Here is a 22,092-nt window from a genome sequence, read left to right on the forward strand (position 1 = left end):
ATTCTCTTAGTAAACCAGTACCGCACGACGGTTTTTGGAGTATGCCGCTTCGTCATGACCCAGTACTGCAGGTTTTTCTTTACCGTAAGAAACGATGGAGATCTGGTCTGCAGAAACGCCTTTACCCTGCAGGTACATCTTAACGGCGTTCGCACGACGTTCACCCAGGGAGATGTTGTATTCCGGAGTACCACGTTCGTCCGCGTGACCTTCTACGGTGACTTTGTAAGACGGGTTGCTACGCAGGAAGTTTGCGTGTGCATCCAGCATTTGAGCGAAGTCAGAACGGATATCGTACTTGTCCAGATCGAAGTAAACGATGTTGTTCTGCTGCAGCTGTTGCATTTGCAGACGAGCCTGCTCTTCGGAAGACATGTTGCCATTGCCGCCGTTCGCATCCATACCAGTGCCGGCACCCAGCATGCCTTCGCTGCCGTCATTGCTGGCGTTCTTGTTGGAAGAACATGCCGCAATTGCCATAACAGGCAGAGCAATCATCAGCCCTTTCAGCACTTTGTTCAGTTGCATTTCAATGATTCCTTTACTATTCAATTAATTATTATCACAGATACGGCGACCAGGCAGGGAATTTGACCTGTCCATCAGTTGCCGGAAGACGCGCTTTGAAACGCCCATCTGTAGAAACCAAATTCAGCACGGATCCCATCCCCTGAGAAGAGCTGTAGATTACCATAGTGCCGTTAGGTGCCAGACTTGGCGTTTCATCCAGGAACGTGGACGACAGAACTTGTACGCCTCCCGTTGCCAGATCTTGTTTGGCAATGTGCTGCTGCCCACCATTGGAGCTGACCATTACCATAAATTTACCGTCGCTGCTGACATCCGCATCCTGGTTCTGCGAACCTTCCCAGGTAATACGTTGTGGCGCACCGCCGTTGATATTCACTTTATAAACCTGCGGACGACCGGCCTGGTCAGAAGTAAATGCCAGGTTCTGGCTGTCCGGGAACCAGGTCGGTTCGGTATTGTTACTGCGACCATCAGTCACCTGGCGGATCTGACCAGAAGCCAAATCCATTACGTACAGGTTCAGGCTACCGGTTTTCGACAAGGCGAATGCCAGTTTGCTGCCGTCTGGCGAGAATGCAGGTGCACCGTTGTGACGCGGGAATGAAGCCACCTGACGTACAGCGCCATTTGCCAGCGTTTGGATGACCAGCGCGGAACGACCGCTTTCGAAGGTCACATAAGCCAGTTTAGAACCGTCTGGTGACCACGCCGGAGACATCAGCGGCTGCGGAGAACGGTGAACGACAAACTGGTTGTAACCGTCATAGTCAGATACGCGCAGTTCATACGGGAACTGACCGCCGTTGGTCTGAACAACGTAGGCAATACGGGTACGGAACGCACCTTTAATGCCGGTCAGTTTTTCAAACACTTCGTCACTGGCGGTATGACCAGCATAACGCAGCCACTGCTTGTTCACTTTGTACGAGTTCTGAGCAAGTACAGTACCCGGTGCGCCGCCAGTGTCCACAAGTTGATAAGCAACATTGTAAGAGCCGTCCGGATTCGGAGTGACCTGGCCGACAACCACAGCGTCAATACCCAGCGCAGACCATGCAGCTGGTTGAACTTCCTGCGCACTACCCGGCTGCTGTGGCAGACGAGCGCGATCTAATGGATTAAATTTACCGCTGTTACGCAAGTCAGCAGCAACGATGCCGCCAATATCTTCAGGTGCTGCACCAGGACCCGCCCACTGGAAAGGAACAACGCCAATAGGACGACCGGAATCTACACCGCTGTCGATCACAATGCGGACTTCAGCATGCAGAACTGATGCCCACAGTATGAGAAAACCAAATGCTACTCGTAATGCCTGCTTCATCATATCTCCCTTATCTGGACCGATGGCCCACGATAATTTAGCAGAATGTTAACAAACTAAAATACACAAAACTACCAGAACCCCGTGGCAACCGGTGTCTGATGTTGACCGTCGGAACAGTCAGCATCGCGATTACGGTTTGAAGTCCAATGGCGCGTTTTTGAACACTTCATATACTGCCTGGCTTGGTGGTTTCGGGATCTTCGCAAGTTTAGCTGCTGCCAACGCAGCCTGACAAAGTGCGGGATCGCCACCTTCAGGTTTGATATCCAGTAACATACCATCGGGTGCCAGTTTTATGCGCAGCGTACAGGTCTTGCCTGCATAGGACGATGCGTCATAGAACTTACTTTCGATAGCAGATTTAATCTGCCCGGCATAGTTATTGATATCGGCCCCTGATGCGCCATTGTTTTTAGTATTACCACTCCCGGCAGGCGAAGCATTGTTCCCTTTCGCCCCTCCCCCCGTTTTCGGTGCATTCTTACCAGAGCTTAGCTCACCGAAAATATCATCTGCCTCTGCGGCAGCTTTTGCTGCAGCGGCTTTTTCAGCTGCAGCTTTTGCCGCTGCCGCTTTTTTGTCTGCGGCGGCTTTTTCTGCCGCTGCTTTCTTATCAGCTGCTGCCTTTTCAGCAGCCGCTTTTTCTGCTGCTTTTTTGTCGGCTGCAGCTTTCTCTGCCGCTGCTTTCTTATCAGCTGCAGCCTTTTCAGCAGCCGCTTTCTTCTCAGCTTCTGCCTTGGTTTTTTCAGCAGCTTCAGTTGCCGCTTTTTTTCTTGCTTCAGCTGCAGCTGCTTCTGCCGCTTCCGCTTTCTTCTTCAGCGCCGCAGCGGCTGCTTCGGCTTTTTTCTGCGCTTCGGCTGCGGCTTTGGCGGCTTCTGCTTCTGCTTTTTTCTTCGCGTCTGCAGCCGCTTTCTTCGCTGCTTCTTCCGCAGCTTTTGCATCCGCTTCAGCCTTCGCTTTAGCATCTGCCGCCGCTTTCGCTGCCGCCTCTTCCGCTTGCTTCTGCTTTAACTCGGCCTGTTTTGCGGCTTCTTCAGCCTGCTTTTTCTGCTCCTGAGCCGCTAACCGCTCTTTCTCAAGTTGCTTCAGGCGTTCCTGTTCAGCCGCTTGTTTCTCACGCAGTTCTTCCGCAGCCTGCTGTTCCTTCATCTTGCGCTGCTCATCAGAACGCTTCGCGCTTGATTCCTGGCTTTGCATGCGTTTGTACTGCTCAACTACCGCACCTGAATCAACCATTACAGCGTCGATGGACGAACCACCGCCGCCTCCGGCTGAAGCTTCTATATTCTCATCGAACGAACTCCAGATCAGCGCCGCAAATAAGATGACATGCAGCACTGCTGAAATAATTATCGCCCGCTTGAGCTTGTCGTTTTGTTCGGTTGCCTTTGACACTCTCGGTTTCCAAAAACTGTTCGCCTGTTACCCGCTCTCTTTCAAGCTAGGGAAACGCAGATGTTTAGATAGGCTGCGTCATTAAACCAACCGATTTCACACCCGCACTATGTAACAAGTTCAGTGCTTTAATTATTTCATCGTAAGGCACATCTTTTGCGCCACCGATCAGAAAGACCGTTTTCGGGTTGGCCTTGAAACGGCTGGACACTTCCGCCACCACCTGCTCTGGTGGTAAACGCTCCAGGCGATCTTTCTCAACCACCACGGTGTACTGACCAATACCAGACACTTCAACAATCACTGGCGGATTATCGTTACTGCTCACCGCCTGTGATTCAGTAGCGTCTGGCAGATCGACCTCCACGCTCTGGGTGATGATGGGCGCTGTCGCCATAAAGATCAGCAACAGCACCAGCAGTACGTCCAGCAACGGTACAATGTTGATTTCGGACTTGGGATCGCGACGACCTCGTCCACGCGCTCTGGCCATGGCTTACCCCTTGTTGCTCTCGCTAACGGTAAACGCCTGGCGGTGCAGAATCGCGGTAAACTCTTCCATAAAGTTGTCGTAATTCAGTTCCAGTTTGTTTACGCGCTGGTTGAGGCGGTTATAAGCCATTACCGCCGGAATTGCGGCGAACAGACCAATTGCCGTCGCAATCAACGCTTCTGCGATACCGGGCGCAACCATTTGCAGTGTTGCTTGTTTTACCGCCCCGAGGGCGATAAAGGCGTGCATGATCCCCCAGACCGTACCAAACAGACCAATATACGGGCTGATGGAGCCAACCGTACCGAGGAACGGAATGTGCGTTTCCAGATTTTCAAGTTCACGGTTCATGGAAATACGCATCGCTCGCGACGCCCCTTCCACTACGGCTTCCGGCGCATGGCTATTGGCACGATGTAGGCGCACAAACTCTTTGAACCCGCTGTAAAAGATTTGTTCCGAACCGGTCAGATTATCCCGTTTCCCCTGGCTCTCTTGATAGAGGCGAGAAAGTTCGATTCCAGACCAGAATTTATCTTCAAACGCTTCGGCTTCGCGCGCCGCTGCGTTAAGAATACGGGTCCGCTGGATAATAATGGCCCAGGATGCGATTGAAAAACCAATCAAAATCAACATGATAAGTTTAACCAGAAGGCTAGCCTTCAGGAACAAATCAAGGATATTCATGTCAGTCACTGCTTAAACTCCGCGACAATAGACTTGGGAAGCGCACGAGGCTTCATTTTGAGTGGGTCAACGCAAACAACCAGAACCTCTGCTTCATTCAGCAAAGTATTCTCGGCGTTGACAATACGTTGCGTGAAAACCAAAGAGGTGCCACGCATTGATGTTATTTCAGTCTGTATTTCGAGCATATCGTCGAGCCGCGCAGGTGCATAATATTCCACCGTCATTTTACGCACCACAAAGGCAACGCGTTCAGCCATCAGCGCCTGCTGACTGAAGTGATGATGACGCAGCATCTCTGTGCGTGCTCTTTCATAAAAAGCGACGTAACTGGCGTGGTACACCACACCACCGGCATCGGTATCTTCATAGTAGACGCGAACCGGCCATCGAAACAGCGTTGTATTCACTTTACATCCCGGTAATGCAACAAAAGTTAGAGCTTTTAAACGCTGCTACTATACGCGTGCGATTGAGGTTTGGGAATGAGGGCAAGTTAAGGGAGCGTAAAAATTTATGGGCCTGAAGCGGCCCATAAATTTTTAAAGAGAATTCTGATTTAAAAGAAGAAGAAAATCAGCCCGACAATGAGAACAATATCGGCAAGCAAAGGGCAAAAAATCCCTTGCCAGAGAACCTTCTGCGGACGAAAGCCCACGCCGTGAATAACACCAGCACAGACGGCCCACATCAGCAATAAACCATGCCAGATTTCCAGTTCACTGGTCTTCGCGGCGAAACGTGACGGGTCCCAAAACATACATCCTGCTAACAGAAGCGCCATCACGAAGGAAAGCGCCCGCAGGGGGCGCTTGTCCATTACCGCATACAAGGTTGCGATAATCTTACTCATCAGATGTCTTCTTGACCGGCTTTGCCTGATTCGACGTGCTCAAGCGCCAGCGCGGTGATTACCCCAAACGAACAGGCAAGAAGCGTTCCCAGAATCCATGCGAAATACCACATTTTTAGCTCCTTACTTAGTACAGAGAGTGGGTGTTACGTTCAATATCTTCTTTGGTGATACGACCGAACATTTTCCAGTAGCACCAGGCGGTGTAGAGCAGAATGATCGGTACCAGAACCACCGCAACCCAGGTCATGACGTTAAGCGTCAGCTGGCTGGAAGTTGCATCCCACATTGTCAGACTTGCGTTCATCATGGTGCTGGACGGCATCACAAACGGGAACATTGCAATACCGGCAGTCAGGATGATGCAGGCCAGCGTCAGGGAGGAGAACACAAACGCCCACGCCGCTTTATCCATACGTGCAGTCAGAATGGTCAGCAGAGGCAGAACCACACCCAGTACCGGAATAGCCCACAGAATCGGCGTGTTGTTGAAGTTCACCAACCATGCGCCAGCTTCACGAACCACTTCTTTATTCAGTGGGTTAGATGCCGCGTAATGGTCCATTGTTGATTTCACAACATAACCATCGATACCGTACATCACCCATACGCCAGCCAGTGCGAAGCAGACCAGTGTCACCAGTGCCGCCACCTGAGCCGTTGCACGGGTACGCAGGTGCAGTTCGCCCACGGTACGCATCTGCAGATAGGTTGCGCCCTGAGTAATGATCATCCCTACGCTCACCACGCCAGCCAGCAGGCCGAACGGGTTAAGCAGCTGGAAGAAGTTACCGGTGTAGTACAGACGCAGATATTCATCCACGTTGAACGGTACGCCCTGCAACAGGTTACCAAACGCCACGCCAATCACCAGCGGCGGAACGAAGCTACCAATGAAGATGCCCCAGTCCCACATGTTACGCCAGCGGGTTTCTTCAATCTTGGAGCGGTAGTCAAAACCGACCGGACGGAAGAACAGAGACGCCAGCACGAGGATCATCGCGACATAGAAGCCGGAGAACGCAGCGGCATAGACCATCGGCCAGGCAGCAAACAGAGCGCCACCCGCAGTGATCAGCCATACCTGGTTACCGTCCCAGTGTGGTGCGATGGAGTTAATCATAATTCGACGCTCGGTGTCGTTACGACCGAGGAAACGGGTGAGCATGCCCACCCCCATGTCGAAACCGTCAGTGACTGCAAAACCAATCAGCAGAACGCCAACCAGCAGCCACCAGATAAAACGCAATACTTCATAATCGATCATTTGACGACTCCTGTCTTAGCGTGCCGGCTGAGTAGTCGTGGAAGACTGCTCAAAGTGATAGCGACCGGTTTTCAGGCTGCTTGGGCCGAGGCGTGCAAACTTGAACATTAAGAACAATTCTGCCACCAGGAACAGGGTATACAGGCCACAAATCAGCACCATCGAGAAGATGAGGTCGCCTGCGGTCAGTGACGAGTTCGCTACAGCTGTCGGCAGCACTTCACCGATAGCCCAAGGTTGGCGACCATATTCAGCCACGAACCAGCCCGCTTCTACAGCAATCCACGGCAGCGGAATACCGTACAGTGCAGCGCGCAGCAGCCATTTTTTCTCGCCAATACGGTTGCGGATGACACTCCAGAAAGAGAGCGCGATGATTGCCAGCAGCAGGAAGCCACACGCCACCATGATACGGAACGCGAAGTACAGCGGCGCTACACGTGGAATGGAGTCTTTGGTTGCCTGTTGAATCTGCGCTTCAGTTGCATCCGCCACGTTTGGCGTATAGCGTTTCAGCAGCAGACCGTAACCGAGGTCTTTCTTCATGCTATTGAACTGGTCACGAACCGCCTGGTCAGTAGAACCAGAACGCAGTTGCTCGAGCAGAGAGTACGCCTTCATCCCGTTACGGATGCGTTCTTCATGCTGCACCATCAGCTCTTTCAGGCCGATAACCGGGGTATCCACGGAACGCGTTGCAATGATGCCCAGCGCGTAAGGGATCTGGATCGCAAATTTGTTCGTCTCCTCTTCCTGATCAGGAATGCCGAACAGAGTAAAGGCAGCAGGTGCAGGTTGCGTTTCCCACTCGGCTTCAATAGCAGCCAGTTTGGTTTTCTGCACGTCGCCCATTTCATAACCAGATTCATCACCCAGAACAATAACAGACAGAACGGCAGCCATACCGAAGCTGGCAGCGATAGCAAAGGAGCGTTTAGCGAAGGCGAAGTCACGACCTTTCAGCATATACCATGCGCTGATACCGAGGATGAACATCGCGCCAGTCACATAACCAGACGCTACCGTGTGAACGAATTTCACCTGAGCAACCGGGTTAAGCACCAGCTCGGAGAAACTCACCATCTCCATACGCATAGTTTCAAAGTTGAAATCGGATGCGATTGGGTTTTGCATCCAGCCGTTCGCAACCAGAATCCACAGTGCGGACAGGTTTGAACCAAGCGCCACCAGCCAGGTGACACACATATGCTGAACTTTACCCAGACGATCCCAACCGAAGAAGAACAGACCTACAAAGGTGGATTCGAGGAAGAAGGCCATCAGACCTTCGATTGCCAGCGGCGCACCGAAGATATCCCCTACATAGTGGGAATAGTAAGACCAGTTAGTCCCGAACTGGAACTCCATGGTCAGACCGGTTGCCACACCCAGAGCGAAGTTGATACCAAACAACTTGCCCCAGAACTTGGTCATATCTTTATAAATCTGTTTGCCGGAAAGGACGTAGACCGTTTCCATAATGGCCAGCAGGAACGCCATACCGAGCGTCAGTGGCACAAAAAGGAAGTGGTACATCGCGGTCAAGGCAAACTGTAAGCGCGACAGTTCGACTATATCTAACATCATGACTCCTTGCTCATCGCATGAAGACTCCGAGAGTGAACCCCGTTAGAAAGGGTCACACGCATGCCCCAATACAAAATTATTTGCTCGCCTCTATCGCTGCCTTTTCCTCAAAAGTGGAAAAGACAATGATAAAAAGTTACAAATATGTTAATGAATAAACCAAATTGATCCCGTAATTATATTACGCCGCAAAATCCTTACAATAAACAGGTTTTTATTGAGCAAATTTGCATTTTTCGACAGTGATCAATTTATAGCGAAATTGTCACGACCTCACCAATTTGATCTACGACAATTTATCGTGTTTTGCAGATTTTTTTCAAGAATTAAAAATTGATTTATATCAAAACCAATCAAATATGTTAATTATGTATAAACCATAGACCATTGGTAATTTTATTGTTAATTTATTGTGAAATATTTATGTAACACAATTATTACAATAAAAAGACATAGATAAAAAACCAGTGTTTTATTTAACAGAATCGCCTTATCAACTTTTTATAATACCAATTGATTAGAGTAGCCAATTTGTTGCTATTTTACATAACATATTTTTATCAAAGTTAATTGATTGTTGCCTTTATGAGCATCGCCGTAAGACCGCCATGTTATTGTTTCATTTGTAATAATCACCAATAAGTATCGATGAGAGAGATATCGCTTAACAGAGGCGACTGTGTCTGCATGAACACAGGCAACTTTCGCCTGATAAACGAAAAATGAGCGATTTTTGCAAGTTAGTTTTTCTATAGCCGGGTACGCTGAGCGCCTCGCTTGATTACAATGAGGTTGCTGCCATGGGTCTTGATAATATAGGTTCTGTTGTCAATCGCTTCTCTGGTTGGCCATCAAATGATCCTCTAAAAACAGATAACGAATCAATGACATCACCCGTGACTGTGCAGGTAATAAAGTTGATTGCCGCCATCCTTGACCCACATCGGATAGTCGTTGGTATCGATACACTTTATACAACGCAGCGCAAAACATTTACCTCAGAGGGTCAACAACTCATTGAATCAGCATTGAAAACACTTAATGTGATGAATTTAAATAACCTGGAAACAGATCGCGATGAGGAGGGTAACTATCTGGCTTTTGGATATAACGTTGACACTCCTGACAGAATAACCGTTTCTGCTTATAATGAAAAAAAACCTTTCTGTTATGGCCAATGTCTTTTAATACAGGATGAAGAACCAGATTTATTTAACCTGGTAAAAATTAAAACCTTTGAAGCCAGGCATAATTATGTTTCTAAATTGATGAGCGATCCGGAATTTATGTTTAAATTCAGTTATAGCGCCCAACAAAATAGATTAGAACCTCATCTTCTGGTTCCCACTTATTTCCCTCTGAAAACAAACCAACCGGTTACGCTAGAGGATGTACTGATACTTTATCGTTTCTTTAAAATGAATGGCGATTTTAATATATTAACATCAGATGAATACATGAGTATCATGACACCTCTGATGAAGTGTGAGCGTAGTGTCCACGACCATAACAGGTATGTGACGGGCAAAGATGCTCTTCTTCTGGACAATCCTCCGTCTGGTAACCAGATATATTTCCATATTTCCCCTGACGAATCAGCAACACTTGTCCTTTATTTTTCAGACAATAACCTTGAATCCTTCGTCTTTGAAAATGATATTCCGAGCCAGTATCGACATTTCAAAATGTTTACCAATTTAGCACTAGTTATTGATCAGTTAACCGACGCCAATCAAATACTTTAATTTTCTATACAGCCCTGTGTAAAATATTGCTAAACAGTGCCCGGGGTTGATTTTTATTCCTCACGGTGATATTTAAATCATGACACCATCTCAGCTCTCTTTTAATACTCTTCCTGTCAATGTAACATGCACTTCAGAGATAACAGTAAACACACAAAAATTCTCTGACATCCTCTACTCAGTGGGGTATTCCCTAAAGGATCTGGCTTATCTGAGCAGATGTCTGGCATCATTACACCCGACACTCGCCAAAAACATTTATGAAACGGAAAATCTCAGCGATCAAAAATTACTTTATATAGATTGCCGTAGTACAAATGAAATCAAGATAAATATCTTTTTGGGTCAAAAAAGAGAGGAATTAATCGAAATTAGTTCTGATACAATCATTTTTTCGATACTGTCTTCATTGATTGACTCCACCATTTCTAAATTTCAACACCAAAACCTCGTTAACGGTTCAGTAAATCCTGACCTATTGTATGAGGATTGTACTGATTAAATCCCTCCTGTCGCGAAAAATGGCCTGCGTTATTGCCAGACGTAATAAAACTTTTGATTAACGTTACTCGTACTGGTAGCACCTTCATGTACTTTTCTTTTTTACGAAAAATCAAAAGAGCTAACAAAGGTCATTCTTCGCATGGATCATTAATTATTTGTTATTTTCAACATTATTTTTACATTAAGCATATATGAATTGCAGTGAAATTCGACTTAACTTTTATGAAATGCATTTACTCATGGCTAAAGCCACGTCACAAAAATGCAAATTAGAAGTTGATCACAATTATCTCAATACATCAAATCAAGTTAATTTTAAAAATTTAACATTCATGACATTAGTTGACATAACACGCTGAATTAAAATGAGAATTTAAAAACACACTTTAAACAATCATTTCCCGAAAGACATTTTGAAAATAGATCAATTGCAACATTACGGTCAGATAAAGACACTCCTCTGATATTAAACCTGTGCCGTTATGAACGGCCATAAATACGACGTGTGTAACTTAATTTACTCTCTGTCTTACAAAGGATTACCCATGAAGAAAGCAACACTTGTGATTGGCGTTATTGGCGCGGACTGCCATGCAGTAGGCAATAAAGTTCTGGACCGCGTTTTTAGCAACCATGACTTCAGAGTCATTAATCTGGGCGTAATGGTCAGCCAGGACGAATATATTGATGCTGCCATTGAAACTGGCGCTGACGCGATTGTCGTCTCCTCTATCTATGGGCATGGCGATATCGATTGTCTGGGCATGCGCGAACGCTGCATCGAGCGTGGGCTGGGTAACATCCTGCTCTATGTGGGCGGTAACCTGGTGGTCGGAAAACATGACTTCGCTGACGTGGAAACCAAGTTCAAAGAGATGGGATTTGATCGCGTCTTCGCCCCAAGTCATGACTTAGAAGATGTCTGCCAGCTGATGGCCCGCGATATCAACCAACGTCATGGCGTTGAAACTCGCATTCTTGAAGAGGCAATCTGATGCAAATCGTCTCTGTCGATATTGGATCGACGTGGACCAAAGCAGCCCTCTTCACCCGGGAGGGGGACGCGTTAACGTTGGTTAACCACGTTCTGACCCCAACCACCATCCATCATCTGGCAGAGGGATTTTTCTCCAGCCTTAAACAGGTGTTAAACGTAGATAATGCCCTCCCCCTGTTAAACCGCGGTGAGGTTGCATTGAAGTATTCCTCCTCTGCCAAAGGTGGGCTGGCGGTTGCCGCAATGGGATTGGTGCCTTCTATCACCCTGGAAACCGCGAAAGTAACCGCTCACTCTGCGGGTGCTAAAATTGTGCAATATTACGCCTACAAGCTGAACCGCCGTGATATCCAGGCACTGGAAGAAACGCAGCCCGATATTCTCTTGTTCACCGGCGGCACCGACGGCGGAGAAGAAAGCTACGGACTGAATAACGCCCGTGTGCTGGCAGAATCCAAACTCGACTGCGCCATTATTTATGCCGGAAACCGGGATATTCAGGACAAGGTGCAGGAGATCCTCGGGCATAAAGACCTGACCATCGTCGACAACGTTCTGCCCGATCTTGACCATCCGAACCCTTTAGCTGCACGCCAGGCTATCTGCGACATATTCCTTAAACGCATCGTTAAAGGGAAAGGGCTGGATGTCATTGTTGATAAAACAGGCGAAGAACCAATGCCGACACCATGGACGGTCTTTGAACTGGTTAAGGCAATCAGTAACGTCGATCACAGCTGGAAAGAGTTCATGCTGATCGACATGGGCGGCGCAACCACCGATGTCTATTCCGCCTGTGCCAACACGCTCTCGCCCGACACTGTTTTACATGGCGTACCGGAACCCTTCGTAAAACGGACGGTGGAAGGCGATCTGGGAATGCGCGTCTCGGCAATGGTGGTTGGTGAAAGTGCGAAAGAGTTAGTCAGTGTGAATTTTGCTCAGCAACCCGCACAGTTGGACGCTTTTTATCATTACCTCCGTCATCTAGTCGCTCATCCCGACTACTTACCCGCGAATGCAGATGAAAAATATTTCGATACCGTCCTGGCCGGACTGTGTGTGGGTTATGCCACGGAAAGACATGCGGGCACCAAAAAAGAGGTCTGCACCTGCGTCGGCAATGTCGATTTACAGATGGGACGTGACCTGACAACCGTGCGTAAAGTCGTGGGTTCCGGCGGATGGCTCTCGCGTGCCAGTCAGTTCGATATGCATCACTGGTTGAAATACCGCGAGTTAAACGACGACGGTAAACGCATTCTCTTACCGACCGAATTTGAATATTACCGCGATTCCCGGGGGCTATTACCACTGCTGGCAAACGTCGCCAGAGTCGATCCGCTGGCCGCCGCGCGCACCAGTATTCAATGCTTAACCCTATAACAATTAAGGCTGCAATCAATGGAACTTCGAAATAAGAAATTAACCCATGACGAATTCATGACCGAGCGGCAACAGGTATTGAAAACCTGGGAAACCGGCAAGGATGTTGAAAACTTTGAAGATGGCGTTAAATACCAACAAACCATTCCTGAGCATAAACGCTTCTCTCTTGCCCTGCTGAAAGCAGACAAGGAAGGTAAAACCCTTAGCCAACCGCGCGCAGGCGTGGCGCTGATGGACGAACACATCGAACTACTGAAAACACTACAAAAAGAGTGCGATCTGCTGCCGAGCACTATCGATGCATATACCCGTCTGAATCGGTACGAAGAAGCGGCTGTAGGGATTAAAAAATCCATCGAAGCCGGAACCTCTAAACTGAACGGTTTACCGGTAGTTAACCACGGCGTCGCAGCTTGCCGTCGCCTCACCGAAACTCTGCAAAAACCGCTACAGATCCGCCACGGCACGCCAGATGCGCGTTTGCTGGCTGAAATCTCGATGGCCAGCGGCTTTACCAGTTATGAAGGCGGCGGCATTTCCTACAATATTCCGTATGCCAAGCGCGTAACGCTGGAAAAATCGATCCGCGACTGGCAGTACTGCGACCGTTTAATGGGGATGTATGAAGAACACGGGATCCGCATCAACCGCGAACCGTTTGGCCCACTAACGGGTACGCTGATCCCGCCGTTTATCTCGCACTCTATCGCGATAATCGAAGGATTACTGGCACTGGAACAGGGTGTGAAATCTATTACCGTTGGTTATGGACAGGTCGGCAGCCTGACGCAGGATGTCGCGGCGATCCAGTCTCTGCGTGAACTTGCACACGAATACTTTCAGAGCTATGGCTATACCGACTATGAATTAAGTACCGTATTTCACCAGTGGATGGGCGGCTTTCCGGAAGACGAATCGAAAGCGTTCGCCATTATCTCCTGGGGTGCAGCCGTCGCGGGGATGTCTGGTGCCACCAAAGTCATCACCAAAAGTCCGCACGAAGCCTGGGGCATCCCGACTGCTGCTGCCAACATTCAGGGGCTAAAAGCCTCCCGCCAGATGCTCAACATGGTCAACGAGCAGAAATTCCCGCCGTGCCCGGCGGTTGAACTAGAAATTGAACTGATTAAGAGCGAGGTTCGCGCGGTACTGAACAAAGTGTTCGAACTGGGCAATGGTGATATTGCGCGCGGTACGGTGCTGGCATTTGAAGCGGGCGTACTGGATGTGCCGTTTGCGCCAGCCGCCTGCAACGCAGGCAAAATTCTTCCGGTCCGTGACAACACCGGCGCGATTCGCGTACTGGAGGCCGGAGCCGTTCCATTGCCAAAAGATATTCTCGACCTCCACCACGATTACGTTGCTGAACGCGCGCGCTTTGAAGGACGCCAACCGACATTCCAGATGGTTGTAGATGACATCAATGCTGTATCCCACAGTAAATTAATAGGAAGACCATAATGAAAATAAAACAGGCCCTTTTTACCGCTGGCTACTCCTCATTCTATTTCGATGATCAGCAGGCGATAAAAAACGGAGCGGGTCACGACGGCTTTTTTTATACCGGAGAGCCGGTAACACAGGGGTTTAACGCCGTACGTCAGGCCGGGGAGTGCGTTTCGGTTCAGTTGATTCTGGAAAACGGTGCGGTCGCCGTAGGCGACTGTGCTGCCGTACAGTATTCCGGGGCAGGCGGTCGCGATCCACTGTTCCTCGCAGAGCACTTTATTCCGTTCCTCAACGACCATATCAAGCCATTACTGGTAGGCCGCGATGTGGATGCTTTCCTGCCGAATGCCCGTTTCTTCGACAAATTGCGTATTGACGGCAACTTGCTGCATACCGCCGTACGTTACGGATTATCACAGGCGCTGCTTGATGCTACCGCGCTGGCAACCGGCCGTCTAAAAACTGAAGTGGTCTGTGATGAATGGCAGTTGCCACGCGTGGCGGAATCCATTCCATTATTTGGTCAGAGCGGCGACGATCGATATATCGCCGTCGATAAGATGATCCTTAAGGGCATCGACGTGCTGCCCCATGCGCTGATTAATAACGTCGAAGAGAAGCTGGGCTTTAAAGGTGAAAAACTGCGCGAATATGTCCGCTGGTTGTCGGATCGCATTCTGAGCAAGCGCACCAGCGCACGCTACTACCCAACCCTGCACATCGATGTATACGGCACTATCGGTCTGATCTTCGATATGGATCCGCTTCGCTGTGCGCAATACATCGCCAGCCTGGAAAAAGAAGCGCAAGGCCTGCCGCTCTACATTGAAGGGCCGGTCGATGCCGGTAACAAGCCCGATCAAATTCGCCTGCTGACCGCGATTACCAAAGAGCTGACGCGCCTCGGTTCCGGCGTGAAAATTGTGGCCGATGAATGGTGTAACACCTACCAGGATATTGTTGATTTCACTGATGCCGCCAGTTGCCACATGGTGCAAATCAAAACCCCGGATCTGGGCAGTATTCACAACATCGTCGATGCAGTTCTTTATTGCAACAGCCACAGCATGGAAGCGTACCAGGGCGGCACCTGCAATGAAACTGATGTCAGTGCCCGCACCTGTGTCCACGTCGCCCTTGCTGCTCGCCCCATGCGTATGCTGGTAAAACCAGGGATGGGCTTTGACGAAGGCCTCGATATCGTCTTCAACGAAATGAATCGTACTATCGCGCTGTTGCAGGCTAAGGATTAACAAATGGCTCGTTCTTTTAAAGTCTTATCGCCAACGGCAATCCTCGGGTATGGATTCCCGGAAGAGAGCTTCCGCAAAGCGATGGCAGAATCGCCCGATCTGATCGCCGTTGATGCAGGCTCTTCCGATCCTGGCCCCCACTACCTCGGGGCGGGCAAACCGTTTACCGATCGCGCAGGGGTCAAGCGCGATCTACGCTATATGATCACCGCAGGCGTGCAAAATAATATACCGGTAGTGATCGGAACGGCCGGCGGTTCTGGTGCCGCTCCACACCTGGAGTGGTGCCGAGAAATAATTCATGAGATTGCCCGGGAAGAGCACCTCGCGTTCTCGATGGCGCTGATCCCGGCAGACGTTGACAAAGCCATCGTCCACCAGGCGCTGGATAACGGCAAAATCACGGCGCTGGATTTTGTCCCGCCGTTAACCCACGACGCGATTGACGAAAGTACGTATATCGTCGCGCAAATGGGCATCGAACCCTTCCAGCAGGCGCTGAAAGAAGGCGCGCAAGTGGTGCTGGGCGGGCGCGCTTACGACCCGGCCTGCTTTGCTGCGCTACCGATCATGCAAGGCTTTGATGAAGGTCTGGCGCTGCATTGTGGGAAAATCCTTGAATGCGCGGCAATCGCCGCAACGCCCGGCTCAGGCTCTGACTGTGCGATGGGCATCATTGATGACAACGGCTTTACGCTGAAGACATTTAATCCGAAGCGTAAATTTACCGAAACGTCAGCGGCTGCACACACACTGTATGAGAAATCCGATCCCTACTTCCTGCCAGGACCTGGCGGCGTGTTGAACCTGAAAGGCTGCACATTTAAAGCGGTCAATGACGGCGAAGTGTACGTCAGCGGTTCTAAGCATGAAGAAACGCCGTATGCCCTGAAACTGGAAGGTGCGCGACGGGTGGGCTTCCGCTGTCTGACCATCGCAGGAACGCGCGACCCGATCATGATCGCCGGGATCGATAAAATCATCGATGAAGTCAAAACCAGCGTTTCGCGTAACCTGTCGCTCGACGATGACAGCATTCGCATCAATTTCCACCTGTACGGCAAAAACGGGGTGATGGGCGACCATGAACCGATGCAAACTGCCGGGCATGAGCTGGGGATTGTCCTTGATGTAGTTGCACCGACCCAGGATATTGCCAACAGCGTTTGCTCGCTGGTGCGCTCTACCATGCTGCACTACGGCTATGAAAACCGCATCGCTACCGCAGGCAACCTGGCGTTCCCGTTCTCCCCTTCTGATATCCAGGGCGGGCCGGTATACGAATTTTCCATATATCACCTGATTGAAGCCAACGACGCTCTGCGTTTTGATTTCCATATTGAACAGGTGACGCCAGAAGGAGTTCAGGCATGAAACAGTCAATTGTCTCACTGGCGCAAGTCATTCGTTCGAAAAATGCCGGACCTTACGAACTGGTTTTAGATATTTTATTTAAAACGAAAGAAAACTATGAGCGAGTAAAATCATCAGGGCAATTAACCCCAGAACTGATTGCGCGCTTATATCATGTTGAACCTGACTTTATTCATCGTATTGTCTGGTTTGATCCTTCTAACGCAGTAAAAATTGTCATGCCACGAGATATTATCTCCGGGAATGTAGGTGACAATGATGTCTATGGCGCACAGCAACATGCACCTTTATTAAATATGAGTTTCGATTTGTAAAAATCCGAACACTTTTAGCCAACTGACATCCCGTCACTTATTGTAGCTCAACACTTCAGCTATTTGTAAGGTTGTTATAGCAGGTAGATGCCTGAATCTCTATTCAGGCATCCACTTCTCCTGATTCTGATTTATCGCCGTGCACCTGATGGAGGAAAAAATGAAGAAAATAAGTTTAACCACGATGATTCTTTTGGCACTGGTACTTGGAATGATTATCGGCGTAGTGCTCAATAACACTGCTTCACCGGAAACAGCAAAACTCTATGCGCAAGAAATATCGATATTCACGACGATTTTCTTACGACTGATAAAAATGATTATCGCTCCGTTAGTGGTCTCTACCCTGGTGGTAGGTATTGCTAAAATGGGCGATGCCAAAGCCCTTGGTCGTATTTTTTCTAAAACACTCTTTTTATTTATTTGCGCCTCATTGCTGTCAATTGCCTTAGGCTTGATAACGGTAAATTTCTTCATGCCAGGCACAGGAATTAATTTTGTTGCACACGGTGCCGAAACCACCGGAGTGGTCGCGTCAGAACCCTTTACACTAAAAGTATTTATTTCGCATGCTTTCCCCACCAGCATTGTCGATGCCATGGCGCACAATGAAATTTTGCAAATCGTGGTGTTCTCAATTTTCCTCGGCTGTAGCCTGACGGCGATTGGTGAGAAAGGCAGCGCCATCGTTCACGCCTTAGATTCGCTGGCACATGCCATGTTAAAGCTCACTGGCTACGTCATGCTCTTCGCTCCCCTGACCGTATTCGCCGCTATTTCAGCATTGATTGCTGAACGAGGACTGGCAGTTATGGTGAGCGCCGGGATCTTTATGGGTGAATTTTATTTCACCATGTTATTACTTTGGGTGCTGCTTATCGGTCTGGCCATCGTTTATGTCGGCCCCTGCATCAGACGCCTGACCCGCGCCCTTTCAGAACCCGCCCTGCTGGCATTTACCACATCCAGTTCTGAAGCTGCTTTTCCGGGAACGCTTGAAAAACTGGAGCAATTTGGCGTTTCCCCCAAAATTGCCAGCTTTGTCTTACCCATTGGCTACTCATTTAATCTCGTTGGATCAATGGCCTACTGCTCCTTCGCCACAGTTTTCATCGCCCAAGCCTGCAATATCCATTTATCCATCGGTGAGCAAATCACCATGCTGTTGATCCTGATGTTGACCTCGAAAGGAATGGCTGGCGTACCACGCGCCTCAATGGTGGTTATCGCCGCCACGCTCAACCAGTTCAATATTCCGGAAGCGGGGCTGATCTTGCTGATGGGCGTTGATCCGTTCCTTGATATGGGGCGTTCCGCGACAAACGTCATGAGCAACGCAATGGGCGCTGCGATGGTGAGTCGGTGGGAAGGCGAACATTTCGGCGAGGGTTGTCGGGGTAAAGCATTAAAACCCAATGAATCGAACGTTGCTCTGCCCTGAGGGGGATCTTAAGCAATCAGAAGCCAATGACTACGCATTTTTATAAGCCGGATCATGAAGTTAGACGGCAATTAAGTAACACTAACGTTTAAGGTGAAAAGTGAAATATGTCCAAACCATTTATCTGGCAAGAACCGTTTCTACAAAATAAAGACGGTACAGAATATACATTAATTAGCGATCAACATATTACAGTAACGGAATTAGACGGCGAAGAAGTGATAAAAATCGCTCCTGAAGCATTAACGCTGCTTGCCCGGCAGGCATTTTATGAAGCCTCTTTTTTCTTACGTTCCGCTCATTTGCAACAGGTCGCCAGCATTCTTAACGATCCGCAGGCCAGTAGTAATGATAAATACGTTGCGTTGCAGTTATTACGTAATGCTGAAGTCTCAGCAAAAGGGGTATTACCCAACTGTCAGGATACCGGCACCGCAACTATTGTTGCCAGTAAAGGGCAACAGATATGGACGGGAGGTAACGACGCTGAAGCCTTAAGCAAAGGCATTTACAGTACTTTCCAGGAAAATAATCTGCGCTTTTCACAAAATGCGCCGCTGGATATGTATACCGAAGTCAATACGCAAACCAATCTTCCGGCGCAGATTGATATCAGCGCAGTCGCTGGTAATGAGTACCATTTTCTCTGTGTTAATAAAGGGGGCGGCTCCGCCAATAAAGCCGCACTTTATCAGGAAACCAAATCCTTATTGCAACCAGAAAAACTGACCGCATTTTTAATCGAAAAAATGAAATCGCTGGGCACCGCTGCCTGCCCGCCTTACCACATCGCCTTTGTCGTCGGAGGGCTTTCAGCCGATCAAACCTTAAAAGTTGCCAAGCTGGCTTCTACGAAATATTACGACAATTTGCCCACCAGCGGAAACGAGCAGGGACAAGCATTCCGTGATATTGAGCTGGAAAAAGCGTTGCTCGAAGCCAGTCAGCAATTTGGTATTGGTGCGCAATTTGGGGGTAAATATTTCGCTCATGATATTCGCGTCATTCGTCTGCCGCGTCACGGTGGCTCCTGCCCGATAGCTATGGCGCTCTCCTGTTCTGCCGATCGCAATATCAAAGCAAAAATTAACAAGCACGGTATCTGGCTGGAAAAACTCGAACACAATCCGGGGCAATATATTCCAGCCTCATTGCGGGAAGAAAATCACGCGCAACATGTACACCTGGATCTAAACCGTCCGTTGCGTGACGTGATGCAGGATCTCGCCAGATTACCGGTAGGTACCCGCGTGTCGTTAAGTGGTCCCATCGTAGTGGCGCGCGATATCGCCCACGCAAAAATAAAAGCGCGGCTGGATAGCGGCGAATCGATGCCGGATTACCTGAAGCATCATATTGTCTATTACGCTGGCCCGGCGAAAACACCGGAGAACATGGCCTGCGGTTCACTGGGTCCAACCACGGGCGGTCGAATGGACGGTTATGTCGAAACCTTCCAGGCGGCTGGCGGCAGTCTGGTAATGTTATCGAAAGGTAACCGCAGCCAGCAGGTCACCGATGCCTGTCACAAACATGGCGGCTTCAATCTGGGAAGTATTGGCGGTGCAGCTGCGTTACTGGCGCAAGAATATGTCAAAAGTCTGCGTTGCCTGGAATACCCGGAGCTGGGTATGGAAGCGGTGTGGATGATGGAAGTGGAAAATCTGCCCGCATTCATCCTGGTCGATGATAAAGGCAATAATTTCTTTAGTCAGTTTGAGCAGCAACACCGCTGCGCCAGTTGCCCTGCGGGACATTAAGGAAAATGAATGGAAGCGCGAATTTCAACTGAACGGCATGTGCAGCGCCAGCAGAAATTGAAGGAACAGGTCGATACGCGCGTCGCGGCGGCGATAGAGAAAAAAGGGATCTTGATTGTTTTCACCGGCAACGGCAAAGGGAAATCCACTGCCGCGTTTGGTACTGTGACGCGCGCGGTGGGTCATGGCAAAACGGTGGGGGTTGCGCAGTACATCAAGGGGCAATGGGACAACGGCGAATACAACCTTCTCCAGCCGCTGGGGGTTGAGTTTCATATTATGGGAACCGGTTTTACCTGGGAGACTCAGAACCGGCAAGCGGATATCGACGCGGCGAAAGAGGTCTGGTCGGAAAGCAAACGGATGCTGGCTGACAAGCGTTACGACTTAGTGGTGCTTGATGAGCTGACCTATATGCTGGCTTACCATTATCTGGACACCGAAGAAGTGATCACTTCTCTGCAAAACCGCCCGGCACAACAAAGTGTCATTGTCACCGGACGCAGTTGCCACAGTCAGATATTAAAAATGGCGGATACGGTCAGCGAAATCCGCCCCGTCAAACATGCTTTTGATAACGGCATTCAGGCGCAGCCGGGTATCGACTGGTAATAACTGCGCCTGGCATCCCGCCAGGCGCAGGTTTTACATCTCCTGCGGTACGACCGATTTCGCCAGCAACCATTCACGAAATTGCTGCAAGTGCGGCGAGTCAGACTTCTCTTCCTGCCACGTCATAATAAAACGATTACCGGTACGAATAGGCACATCACAGGGAATCACCATATCGCCACTATCCAAATCATGTTGAATAGCGAACCGTGGTAACAGCGCCACGCCGAGATTAGAGCGCACGGCGGCAATCAGCATTGAAAGCAAATCGAAACGTGGTCCGTTATTGACCAGCGGACTGCTAACGCCAGATAGGGCAAACCACTCTTCCCAGCCAGTAATACGGGTGCTTTGATGCAGAAGTGGTAACTCAGTAAGCAGTTCTGCCACTGACAGTTTTTGATCGGACATTGCAAGCAAACTGCCGCTGCATACCGGCAAAATCTCCTCTTCAAAGAGATATTCTACTTCCGCCCAGGGCGCGCAAAAATTTTCGCGCATAATGACAGCATCGTACTCCCGATTAAGAAAATCGCCGTTATTAGCTAAAGAATGAATATTAACAATAATATCGGGATGTAACTTTGTGAATTCATGTAAATTTGGGATTAACCAGTGGGTACTAAACGTAGGATTAACGGCAAGTTCAATAACCTGAACCGTAGGCTGCCAGGTCATAATCGTATTGGTATCGCGTTCCAGCTTATTTAATGTTTCTTTTACTATCCCCAGGTAATACTTCCCTGCATCATTAAGAAAAATGCGTTTTTTAGAGTGTGAAAATAACGGAGTATGTAAAAATTCCTCCAGCGCACTTACTTGTCTGAATACTGCACTTTGGGTTAACGCTAACTCCTCTGCCGCTCTGGTATAACTTTCATGACGTGCGACGACCTCAAAAGTCACCAGCAGTTCCGTTTTAGGTATTTTCCCTCGCATAATGCCTTCCGTGAAAAAATAACAATTCAAAAAATTATTTTATAAAAAAACAGTAGCACTAATGAATATCATAATTCAAATAAACAAACCAGTCAGCTATATGTCCAACCAGGAAAATAAAGTGACAATAATCCTAAAACAGGAATTTCACCTCAGTTATCCGCATGCAATGCTT

22 protein-coding genes are annotated in these 22,092 nt (G+C 49.0%); 11 read left to right on the forward strand and 11 right to left on the reverse strand.

Annotated elements, in window-relative coordinates; translation table 11 throughout:
- Positions 1–6: 6 nt before the first annotated feature.
- The 10 genes from pal to cydA all read right to left on the reverse strand — a co-directional run bounded on the left by pal (position 7) and on the right by cydA (position 8,137).
- Positions 7–528, reverse strand: a complete 522-nt coding sequence (gene pal, locus AACU19_RS09400) for a peptidoglycan-associated lipoprotein Pal (protein ID WP_001295306.1) — start codon at positions 526–528, stop codon at positions 7–9.
- A 34-nt stretch (positions 529–562) separates the two neighbouring features.
- Positions 563–1,855: a Tol-Pal system beta propeller repeat protein TolB gene (gene tolB, locus AACU19_RS09405; protein ID WP_001295307.1), complete on the reverse strand. Its 1,293-nt coding sequence runs from the start codon at positions 1,853–1,855 to the stop codon at positions 563–565.
- Positions 1,856–1,987: 132 nt separating this feature from the next.
- Positions 1,988–3,253, reverse strand: a complete 1,266-nt coding sequence (gene tolA / locus AACU19_RS09410) for a cell envelope integrity protein TolA (protein ID WP_032302713.1) — start codon at positions 3,251–3,253, stop codon at positions 1,988–1,990.
- Positions 3,254–3,317: 64 nt separating this feature from the next.
- Positions 3,318–3,746, reverse strand: a complete 429-nt coding sequence (tolR, locus tag AACU19_RS09415; RefSeq protein ID WP_105278146.1) for a colicin uptake protein TolR — start codon at positions 3,744–3,746, stop codon at positions 3,318–3,320.
- A gap of 3 nt (positions 3,747–3,749) precedes the next feature.
- Entirely contained in the window at positions 3,750–4,442 is a 693-nt protein-coding gene (gene tolQ / locus AACU19_RS09420) for a Tol-Pal system protein TolQ (protein WP_000131314.1), read from the reverse strand.
- Positions 4,439–4,843 (reverse strand): tol-pal system-associated acyl-CoA thioesterase, encoded by a 405-nt coding sequence (ybgC, locus tag AACU19_RS09425; protein WP_001098384.1) that lies wholly within the window; start codon positions 4,841–4,843, stop codon positions 4,439–4,441. Before ybgC ends, tolQ begins: the two co-directional genes overlap by 4 nt.
- A gap of 149 nt (positions 4,844–4,992) precedes the next feature.
- On the reverse strand, positions 4,993–5,286 hold the full coding sequence (gene ybgE, locus AACU19_RS09430) for a cyd operon protein YbgE (RefSeq protein WP_000034602.1): 294 nt from the start codon (positions 5,284–5,286) through the stop codon (positions 4,993–4,995).
- A complete protein-coding gene (gene cydX, locus AACU19_RS09435) occupies positions 5,286–5,399 on the reverse strand; it encodes a cytochrome bd-I oxidase subunit CydX (protein WP_000270282.1) in 114 nt (37 codons plus the stop codon). Before cydX ends, ybgE begins: the two co-directional genes overlap by 1 nt.
- A gap of 14 nt (positions 5,400–5,413) precedes the next feature.
- Positions 5,414–6,553 (reverse strand): cytochrome d ubiquinol oxidase subunit II, encoded by a 1,140-nt coding sequence (gene cydB, locus AACU19_RS09440; RefSeq protein ID WP_000568277.1) that lies wholly within the window; start codon positions 6,551–6,553, stop codon positions 5,414–5,416.
- Between the two features lie 15 nt (positions 6,554–6,568).
- Complete coding sequence (gene cydA / locus AACU19_RS09445) at positions 6,569–8,137, reverse strand: cytochrome ubiquinol oxidase subunit I (RefSeq protein ID WP_000884361.1); 1,569 nt, start codon at positions 8,135–8,137, stop codon at positions 6,569–6,571.
- Positions 8,138–8,940: 803 nt separating this feature from the next.
- Between cydA and AACU19_RS09450 the strand changes: the two genes are divergently transcribed.
- The 11 genes from AACU19_RS09450 to cobO all read left to right on the forward strand — a co-directional run bounded on the left by AACU19_RS09450 (position 8,941) and on the right by cobO (position 20,978).
- Positions 8,941–9,885 carry a hypothetical protein gene (locus AACU19_RS09450; protein ID WP_105278147.1) on the forward strand — a complete coding sequence of 315 codons (945 nt, stop codon included), beginning with the start codon at positions 8,941–8,943 and terminating at the stop codon, positions 9,883–9,885.
- Between the two features lie 79 nt (positions 9,886–9,964).
- Positions 9,965–10,387 (forward strand): hypothetical protein, encoded by a 423-nt coding sequence (locus AACU19_RS09455; protein ID WP_105278148.1) that lies wholly within the window; start codon positions 9,965–9,967, stop codon positions 10,385–10,387.
- Positions 10,388–10,934: 547 nt separating this feature from the next.
- Entirely contained in the window at positions 10,935–11,384 is a 450-nt protein-coding gene (gene glmS, locus AACU19_RS09460; RefSeq protein ID WP_105278149.1) for a methylaspartate mutase subunit S, read from the forward strand.
- A complete protein-coding gene (gene glmL / locus AACU19_RS09465; protein ID WP_105278150.1) occupies positions 11,384–12,772 on the forward strand; it encodes a methylaspartate mutase accessory protein GlmL in 1,389 nt (462 codons plus the stop codon). Before glmS ends, glmL begins: the two co-directional genes overlap by 1 nt.
- An 18-nt stretch (positions 12,773–12,790) precedes the next feature.
- A complete protein-coding gene (locus AACU19_RS09470) occupies positions 12,791–14,236 on the forward strand; it encodes a methylaspartate mutase subunit E (protein ID WP_105278151.1) in 1,446 nt (481 codons plus the stop codon).
- Positions 14,236–15,477, forward strand: a complete 1,242-nt coding sequence (locus AACU19_RS09475; protein WP_000695028.1) for a methylaspartate ammonia-lyase — start codon at positions 14,236–14,238, stop codon at positions 15,475–15,477. Before AACU19_RS09470 ends, AACU19_RS09475 begins: the two co-directional genes overlap by 1 nt.
- A gap of 3 nt (positions 15,478–15,480) precedes the next feature.
- The gene (locus AACU19_RS09480; RefSeq protein ID WP_032183702.1) at positions 15,481–16,851 is read left to right on the forward strand and encodes an acyclic terpene utilization AtuA family protein; all 1,371 of its coding nucleotides are present in this window, start codon (positions 15,481–15,483) and stop codon (positions 16,849–16,851) included.
- Entirely contained in the window at positions 16,848–17,165 is a 318-nt protein-coding gene (locus AACU19_RS09485) for a DUF4387 domain-containing protein (RefSeq protein ID WP_000813947.1), read from the forward strand. Before AACU19_RS09480 ends, AACU19_RS09485 begins: the two co-directional genes overlap by 4 nt.
- 160 nt (positions 17,166–17,325) lie before the next feature.
- Positions 17,326–18,606 carry a dicarboxylate/amino acid:cation symporter gene (locus AACU19_RS09490; protein WP_000724204.1) on the forward strand — a complete coding sequence of 427 codons (1,281 nt, stop codon included), beginning with the start codon at positions 17,326–17,328 and terminating at the stop codon, positions 18,604–18,606.
- 107 nt (positions 18,607–18,713) lie between these two features.
- Positions 18,714–20,366: a class I fumarate hydratase gene (locus tag AACU19_RS09495; protein ID WP_105278152.1), complete on the forward strand. Its 1,653-nt coding sequence runs from the start codon at positions 18,714–18,716 to the stop codon at positions 20,364–20,366.
- A 9-nt stretch (positions 20,367–20,375) separates the two neighbouring features.
- A complete protein-coding gene (gene cobO / locus AACU19_RS09500; protein WP_000388210.1) occupies positions 20,376–20,978 on the forward strand; it encodes a cob(I)yrinic acid a,c-diamide adenosyltransferase in 603 nt (200 codons plus the stop codon).
- A gap of 33 nt (positions 20,979–21,011) precedes the next feature.
- Here cobO and AACU19_RS09505 read toward each other — a convergent pair whose 3' ends face one another.
- Positions 21,012–21,917, reverse strand: coding sequence for a LysR substrate-binding domain-containing protein (locus AACU19_RS09505; protein WP_001214260.1), 906 nt, complete (start codon positions 21,915–21,917; stop codon positions 21,012–21,014).
- Between the last annotated feature and the right edge of the window lie 175 nt (positions 21,918–22,092).

It is taken from the genome of Escherichia sp. MOD1-EC4550 (assembly GCF_963876935.1).
Taxonomy (GTDB): Bacteria; Pseudomonadota; Gammaproteobacteria; order Enterobacterales; family Enterobacteriaceae; genus Escherichia; species Escherichia coli_F.